We start from the raw sequence: 7,346 nt of genomic DNA on the forward strand, positions 1-7,346 counted from the left end.
ATCTGCCTCCTAGCCTATAGTACCTTCAAGTTCTAAGTTGATTAAGTTGTTAAGTTCTACCGCGTATTCAAGAGGGAGTTCTTTGGTAATTGGCTCCACAAAGCCTCTGACAATCATGGCCTTTGCTTCCGCTTCACTGATCCCTCGACTCATAAGATAGAAGATGGTATCATCACTAATTCGACCTATTTTTGCCTCATGACCGATGTCCACTTTATCATTGCCAATTTCAATGATGGGAAGCGTATCCGATTTAGAACGATTGTCTAGCATCAAGGATTCACAGTTTACAGTTGATTTAACATTAATTGCATTTGGCGTTACTCTTAAGAGCCCCCTGTAAAAAGCATGACCCCCATCTTTTGAAATGGATTTTGAATTAACGATTGAAGTGGTATTAGGCGCTGCATGAACCACCTTTGTACCTGTATCCAAATACTGACCTTTAGCAGCAAAGGTAATCCCTGTGAATTCAGAAGATGCCCCCTCTCCCTTTAAAATACTCATGGGATAGAGCATGGATACCTTTGAGCCAAACGAACCTGACACCCACTCAATTTTACCCTTCTTATCCACCATAGAACGTTTCGTGTTAAGGTTGTACATATTTCTGGACCAATTCTCAATGGTGCTGTATCTAAGTTTTGCACCTTCTTTAACAAATAGCTCCACAGCACCTGCGTGCAAGTTTTGAACCGAGTATTTAGGTGCTGAACAGCCCTCTATAAAATGAAGACTGGCATTTTTTTCAACCACAATTAGAGTGTGTTCAAACTGACCCGCACCCTTTGCATTCAGCCTAAAATAGGATTGCAGAGGAAAATCCACGTCCACCCCTTCAGGCACATAGACAAAGGACCCACCAGACCAAACCGCCCCATGTAAGGCGGAAAACTTATGGTCCCTATTTGTAATCAAAGTCATAAAGTATTTCTTAACGATGTCTTCATATTCTTTCACCGCAGAATCCATATCTGTATAAACGACGCCCTTTTCTTTTAAATCCGCTCTCATAGAGTGATATACAACCTCTGAGTCGTATTGTGCGCCAACCCCAGCCAAAGATTTCTTCTCAGCCTCTGGTATGCCCAATCGATCAAAGGTCTGTTTGATTTCTTCAGGTACATCGTCCCAAGAGGTGTTTAAATTTGTGTTGGGTCGCACATAATGTACGATGTTGTCCATATCCAGTTCACTTAGGTCCGCGCCCCAGGTCGGCATGGGTTTGGCGTTGAAGATTTCAAGTGATTTTAGACGATAGTTGAGCATCCATTCTGGTTCATCCTTTTCTCTTGAAATCTCTCTGATGATATCTGAGGTAAGACCCTTGTCTGTTTTAAAACGATGGTCTTCCTTGTTTATTATATCGTAGACACCTCTATCGACATCCTCAATGTGTGTTTTCTTAGCCATGGGATCACCACTCTCTCTTTTCATAGCCTTTAGCTTCAATTTCTTCAGCTAGACTGACATCACCACTTCTTACGATCTTTCCATCCACTAGTACATGCACGAAGTCTGGGGTAATGTAATTGAGAATTTTATTGTAATGCGTGATTACCAAAATGGCATTGTCTGCCTTAGAGAGCTTTTGAACACTTTCATAGACCACTCTAATTGCATCAATATCTAGGCCCGAATCTGTTTCATCTAAAATTGCCAACTTGGGATTTAAAACCGCCATTTGAAGAATTTCATTTTTCTTTTTTTCGCCACCTGAGAAGCCTTGGTTTAAATATCTTTCAAGGTATTTGGCATCCATATTTAACATTTCCATATTACCCTTGAGCTCTTTTTTAAAGGAAAGGGCCATCGGCATGATGCCAGCCACTTCTTTTTTAGCAGTTCTTAAGAAATTCTCTACAGTGACCCCCGGCACTTCTTCCGGGTATTGAAACGAAAGAAAAAGACCTGATTTAGCACGTTCATCCACCTTCATTTCCAGTAAATTCTTACCCATAAAGGTCACTTCACCTGATTCAACTGTATGTGCTGGATGCCCCATCAACACATTGGCAAGGGTGGATTTACCAGCGCCATTGGGTCCCATAATCACATGTATTTCACCAGCCTTAATGTCGAGGTTTATGCCTTTTAGTATCTCCTGTCCCTCAACGCTAGATTTCAAGTCCTTTATTTTTATTATTTCCGATGTCATATTCGACCTCCAATTTATATCCTAGTAAATTAATCGGGTTTATTTTCATCTACATCGTACTCCTTTTTGATTTTCGCGTCAATGATATTTATTATCATTTACAAAAGTTTTACTTTTAATCTTCCAAGAGATAAACATTCGACACCAGTGCTTTCCGCAAAAATTTCTATGAGGATAGAAAGGGTATCATCTGTTAAAGACTAAAAAAAGCTTGGATGCCGGTCATTATTGATCTGGCTCCAAGCTTCTCGTGTAATCTGTGGTTTAGTGTCATGCACTCTTGCGCTTATTTTCTTTAATAATATCTTCAAGATGTGATGCTGATTTTAAGACGTAATCAGGTTGCAGCATCATTATGGCTTCACTGCTAATTTGACTCCAGCTCACAATGGCATTGGCAATTCCTGCGTGTTTGGCTGCATGAATATCACCAGCAGTATCGCCAATGTAAATTACCTCATGATCCTTGAGGTTCATGAGAGACATGACCTTGAGAATTCCCTCCGGTGACGGTTTAGTCTGGTCCACATCATCTCTAGTGATCACATATTCAAAGTAGGCATCTATGCCCAGATGTTTTAACCCCATGTCCAAAGACGCTGTGCTGTTGTTAGATACAATCGCCAGTCTTATGCCTTGTTCATGCAAGCTTTTTATCAATCTGATCATTCCAGGAAAGGCACATGTTTTGGCGTTGTGATGATGTGCATACCAAATCTTGAAGTGGTTGCTCATGACCTGCCATTTATGAGGATTGATATAAGCCATTTGATCCTCTAGCGTTTTTCCTGTAAGCACTCTGTGTTCCTCTTCAAGCAGCATGTGCCCCCTGTATCTTTCTGCAAAACTGTTTAAACCTTCTTTTATCAGTGTATTGGTATTGATAATTGTTCCATCAAAATCAAATATTACTGCATTCATATTTTTAGCCTCCTTTAAGCTTTTCTCTTAATGCTATCCTACAGGCTGAACATCAGAGGCATATTAAGGATACTTTAAGTTTGTGTTTATTTTTTGATAAGACCAAGCCAAGACTGATAGTAGTTGACATTGTTAAAGTCGCCTGTATTTTTAGTGGTACCACCAATTTCTATAAAATCAAATACCAAGGTAAGGGTTTCACCTTCAGGTGTTTTCAACTCAAGCGTCTGTCTGCCTTGATCTGTTTCAAAGGCCTTTTGAACCAGTGCATCTGTGTCGATTTCACCAACTAAGAATCCGTCCATGGTGACCCTTAAAAGGCCAGCAATACTTGAGCCACCAATCTTATCGACCATTTCTTTTTTCTCAAGAACCAATCGCTCATCATACAGGGTGTACTGGAATGCATCATATCGATTGACCATCATAAGGTAATCGTAGCCTCTTACATCCAAGGGGGCATTTTGATTGATAAAGGATTTATTAAAGTAGTTCATACGGTCATAATAACCATAAGGCGTTTGGATCTCAAATCCTAAATACTGGTCCGCCTGATCTATCGTAAAGTCTTTAGGCAATATTTTTATATCTGACACTTCATAGTGATTGGTCAAATAATATAGACTGTTAGAAATTTCTTGTTGGTGGTCGTCAGAGATTTCATCTGGAACATTCCAGTTTTCAACATCCAAGTTATAACCTGCCGCCACCATATGCTTTTCTAAACGGTTGGTCTGCTCTTTCAAAACCACTCGGTCCCATGAAAATATACCAAAGAAGCTCACTGAAAGCATACAAACTGCAAGGACATAAAGGGGGATTGCCATATCCCTTTTTTTGATTGGCAACATGACATATCCCATAATCAAATAGGTCATGGCCACAATAGAAAGATATCTTGGCATGGTGAGACCGTAGTGCGAAACTCTAATGCCCATGGCAACAATTAACATGGCCATAGGAACAATCATGGCTATTGAAAAGCCCTTTATATATTTGTTCAACCATGGCAGGCTTTCTCTCAAATCTTTCACACTGAAAAGCGTCACAAAACTCACAAGCGCATACCACAAGACTAGGTTTCCAATAAGACCTTCAGGAAGGGTTCTTAAGATTAGAAGTCTAATAAAATAAGCATACAAAATCAAGGTGTAAACAGATTGTATTGGTATCAAAATATAGAGAAAAAGGGTCTTGAATATCTTTGAAAAATCCTCCGGAATCTCTTGATGTTCTATTGAGGGCAAACTTCCCAAGAAATAAGGCACCCCAAAGAAACCAAATACGCAGAAAAAAATATCCGCTGGTAACTCAGATGGAAAATTGAGTTCAAAGAGCCCTTCTACGGAAAAGAACACGGCATTAATGCCCGCATAGAGAATCATGGCATAGAGTGCCGTCAAGAAAAATTTGCCTGCTCTCTCCACCAAAGCAAGAGAGAAACCCTCTCTTCTAGAGAAGTAAGGTACCAAGAAGAAAATCGCATAAAGTAGTGTGAGAAGGACAAAATATTGACCCCAGTAGACGTCTGTTTTGACTTCAGGGATGAAGAAATAGTATGACCCAATAAAGACTAGAGTCAGAAGGCCCTGAATGCCCATATTAATTTTACCTATTTTTTCATACAAGAGCTTTAAGGCACCTGAAAATGGCATTCCCAGTGCAAAAATCATCAAATAATTTTGATAATCATCTGGCATATCCGAATGAACAGATACCATTGACATCACCACAAAAGCAAGTGTCATCACAAGTGTAATGGGGAATCGCTCAAAGGACTGCCTAATAAGGTTTAGTGAGTATCCAAACCATTTTTTAGTTTTTTGAATTAAAGTTGACATTTTATAGCTCCTTCCGTGAGACAGTTGTATAAATTCTAAAAAGTGCTAAAATAATATAGGATAAAAGTAAAAATGGAGGTACCGAAATGCTCGAATTATTTATTAAAAACATAAAAATTGATGACGAAGGCCGTATTGTAATTGCTGTTCACGACCATTTTTCAGAATACCTAACTCAAGATGACTCTAAGAAAATGATCAAAGAAACTCTTGAAAAAATTTTAACGACAGACTTTGTCAAACTTGAAGTAGCCAAAACAAGTGCTCGCGTAACAGTCGCTGAAGGCAAATCTGAAGCATGCAAACAAATGATTGAACAAGAAATGCAGAAAGCGGCGGAAATGGCTGCTGCCTTCATGTCTCAGATGAATCAAAACAAAGAGTCGTGATTATAGGTTAATTATACCCTTTATTCATTAGAATACCATTAAACAAACCCCAGAAATCTCTTAGAATAGCAAGTGATCTCTGGGGTTTATTATTTTGAAGCATTATTATTTTGACGCATTATTATTTGAGCGGTTGATAACCTTAAATTTCAATCAATTCATACTGGTCTGTTCCAAGCCCAATTTCAACGGCATGTTTGATAGTCGCTCTACCCGATTCAAACAAGGGATGCCCATGCTCTTTTTGAAGCATTTCCAGACAAGCTGTGTCAATCGCCACTGGGTCTTTGGAAGCAAAAACACCGATATCCTTAGCAACAGGGGTCATGTGTTGTCCCATACAGTCGCACTCCTCAGTGACATTGATCAAAAATGTGATGTACAAATTATCTTTGTTGAGCTGTGCCCCATAAGCATACTCAGCAACTTTCTCCTTAAAGTTCTTACCACTCCAATCATTCTGTATCGCACCCACTGGACAAACTGCTATACAGCCTGCACAGCCTACGCATTTTTCTGGAATGATCACTGCTTTTTCATTGAGTTCGATGGCATCGACATCACACTTTTTAATACATAGGCCACATGCGATACATTTCGAAGCTTTGACAGTAGGACTGATGCCCGAATGCTGTGCAAGTTTTCCGCCACGCGCTGCAAAACCCATTGCAAGTTGCTTCATAGCACCACCAAAGCCTGCCATGCCATGCCCCTTAAAGTGACTCGTCACAACAAACTGGCTATAGTTTGAAAACGCGCTTCCAATTTTACATGATTTAAAATAGGTTTTGTCGATTTCAATTTCATCGAAGGCTTCACCGTGGTCACCATCTGCAATTGTAATCGGCAAAGCTGTAAAGCCATGTTCCTTTGCAAGTTCTATATGACTTTCTCTGGTAGTTCTAGACCCCCTGTAAAGGACGTTGGTCTCTATAAAAGAAGGTGAAACATCGTTTCTCTTTAGCGTTTCAATAATCCCATCATAACAAACAGCCGGTACGAAAGTCGTATTTCCCTTTTCACCAAAATGCACCTTAATTGGCACTTCCTTTGTAAACTTATGGTTTGTAGACTCTACCAAAACTTCCAAAAGATTTTGTGCTGCTTGGCCCAATACCTCTGAATCATTACTCGTAACCCTTTTAAAATACACTTTACTCATTCTTTACCTCATTTCATTAATTGTTCTATTCTAGCCTTTACGGCATTTGCCCAATTCGGATCCGTGGCATATCGTTTACCAATGCCCTCAACAGAACTGCCATTATAGTATTTGCCATTTGGATTTGTATAGTTTTCAGAAAGATACTGTGCTACTTTATCAACACTTTCGCCTAAAGTATTGAACCTTGCAGCACTGGCATAGGGACTTGAATCATAAGCCTTAAAACCAAACAGATTATTTTTATCCTGGGCAATACGACTTGTTCCAAACCCAGACTCATGAATGGCCAAGCCCGTTAAAAACCAGGCATTAATGCCATATTTTTGCTCTGCCTGAACAAAGTCTTGCCCCATCCCTTCAAGAGCAGTTCCCTTTAACTTGTCGTTGAGTTTTTCAGAGGAAACACCACTTTTTTGTAAAACATCTTGCGCGTTAAAGCCAAAATCCTGTCCCTTAGCCGTTTGAACACCTTGTGCTTTAACAGCAGGATTGATGTTCAACTTACTCTGTAAGATGGTCTGAAAACGGTTTTGTGCCTCATAGTAGCTTTGACTCGGACCGGTTGCACTGGTCAATTGACTTGGCATTGGCATAGGCGTATTAATTTTGATTGTCATTTAAAACACTTCCTTATTCGCCAGAGGATTCTCATTAATAAAGGTTCTTATTATTGTCTAACATATTAGGTTTTAATACATTAGATTTTTATAATAGTTGATTTTTATTTAGTCGATTTTTATACATTATCATATATCATTGTCATCATCAAAATAACTTACGCCATTTTCAAACAAAATACAATCACAAGTTCACCGTTCTGAATTCCTCAACCAAAACATATCATCTTCATCCCATCTTCACATTCAGGCAGT

General features: G+C 39.3%; 7 protein-coding genes. 1 reads left to right on the forward strand and 6 read right to left on the reverse strand.

Annotation, left to right across the window (positions count from 1 at the left end):
- Positions 1-9: 9 nt before the first annotated feature.
- The 4 genes from sufB to AC220I_RS03290 form a co-directional block, all read right to left on the reverse strand.
- Positions 10-1,413, reverse strand: a complete 1,404-nt coding sequence (gene sufB, locus AC220I_RS03275; RefSeq protein WP_486722387.1) for a Fe-S cluster assembly protein SufB — start codon at positions 1,411-1,413, stop codon at positions 10-12.
- A gap of 4 nt (positions 1,414-1,417) precedes the next feature.
- A complete protein-coding gene (sufC, locus tag AC220I_RS03280) occupies positions 1,418-2,158 on the reverse strand; it encodes a Fe-S cluster assembly ATPase SufC (protein WP_486722388.1) in 741 nt (246 codons plus the stop codon).
- Between the two features lie 270 nt (positions 2,159-2,428).
- Complete coding sequence (locus AC220I_RS03285; RefSeq protein WP_486722389.1) at positions 2,429-3,079, reverse strand: HAD family hydrolase; 651 nt, start codon at positions 3,077-3,079, stop codon at positions 2,429-2,431.
- A gap of 86 nt (positions 3,080-3,165) precedes the next feature.
- Complete coding sequence (locus tag AC220I_RS03290; RefSeq protein ID WP_486722390.1) at positions 3,166-4,920, reverse strand: DUF4153 domain-containing protein; 1,755 nt, start codon at positions 4,918-4,920, stop codon at positions 3,166-3,168.
- Positions 4,921-5,006: 86 nt separating this feature from the next.
- On the opposite strand from AC220I_RS03290, the gene AC220I_RS03295 reads away from it, so the two are divergent.
- On the forward strand, positions 5,007-5,309 hold the full coding sequence (locus AC220I_RS03295) for a hypothetical protein (protein ID WP_486722391.1): 303 nt from the start codon (positions 5,007-5,009) through the stop codon (positions 5,307-5,309).
- A gap of 142 nt (positions 5,310-5,451) precedes the next feature.
- On the opposite strand, the gene AC220I_RS03300 is transcribed toward AC220I_RS03295, so the two are convergent.
- Both AC220I_RS03300 and AC220I_RS03305 read right to left on the reverse strand, forming a co-directional pair.
- Positions 5,452-6,471 (reverse strand): DUF362 domain-containing protein, encoded by a 1,020-nt coding sequence (locus AC220I_RS03300; protein ID WP_486722392.1) that lies wholly within the window; start codon positions 6,469-6,471, stop codon positions 5,452-5,454.
- Between the two features lie 8 nt (positions 6,472-6,479).
- A complete protein-coding gene (locus tag AC220I_RS03305; RefSeq protein ID WP_486722393.1) occupies positions 6,480-7,091 on the reverse strand; it encodes a glucosaminidase domain-containing protein in 612 nt (203 codons plus the stop codon).
- Positions 7,092-7,346 lie beyond the last annotated feature (255 nt).

It is taken from the genome of Fusibacter sp., from assembly GCF_057447755.1.

Coding starts and splice junctions, on each gene's coding strand:
- sufC (WP_486722388.1), bottom strand. CDS start 2,158: ATGACATCGGAAATAATAAAAATAAAGGACTTGAAATCTAGCGTTGAG.
- AC220I_RS03305 (WP_486722393.1), bottom strand. CDS start 7,091: ATGACAATCAAAATTAATACGCCTATGCCAATGCCAAGTCAATTGACC.
- AC220I_RS03290 (WP_486722390.1), bottom strand. CDS start 4,920: ATGTCAACTTTAATTCAAAAAACTAAAAAATGGTTTGGATACTCACTA.
- sufB (WP_486722387.1), bottom strand. CDS start 1,413: ATGGCTAAGAAAACACACATTGAGGATGTCGATAGAGGTGTCTACGAT.
- AC220I_RS03295 (WP_486722391.1), top strand. CDS start 5,007: ATGCTCGAATTATTTATTAAAAACATAAAAATTGATGACGAAGGCCGT.
- AC220I_RS03285 (WP_486722389.1), bottom strand. CDS start 3,079: ATGAATGCAGTAATATTTGATTTTGATGGAACAATTATCAATACCAAT.
- AC220I_RS03300 (WP_486722392.1), bottom strand. CDS start 6,471: ATGAGTAAAGTGTATTTTAAAAGGGTTACGAGTAATGATTCAGAGGTA.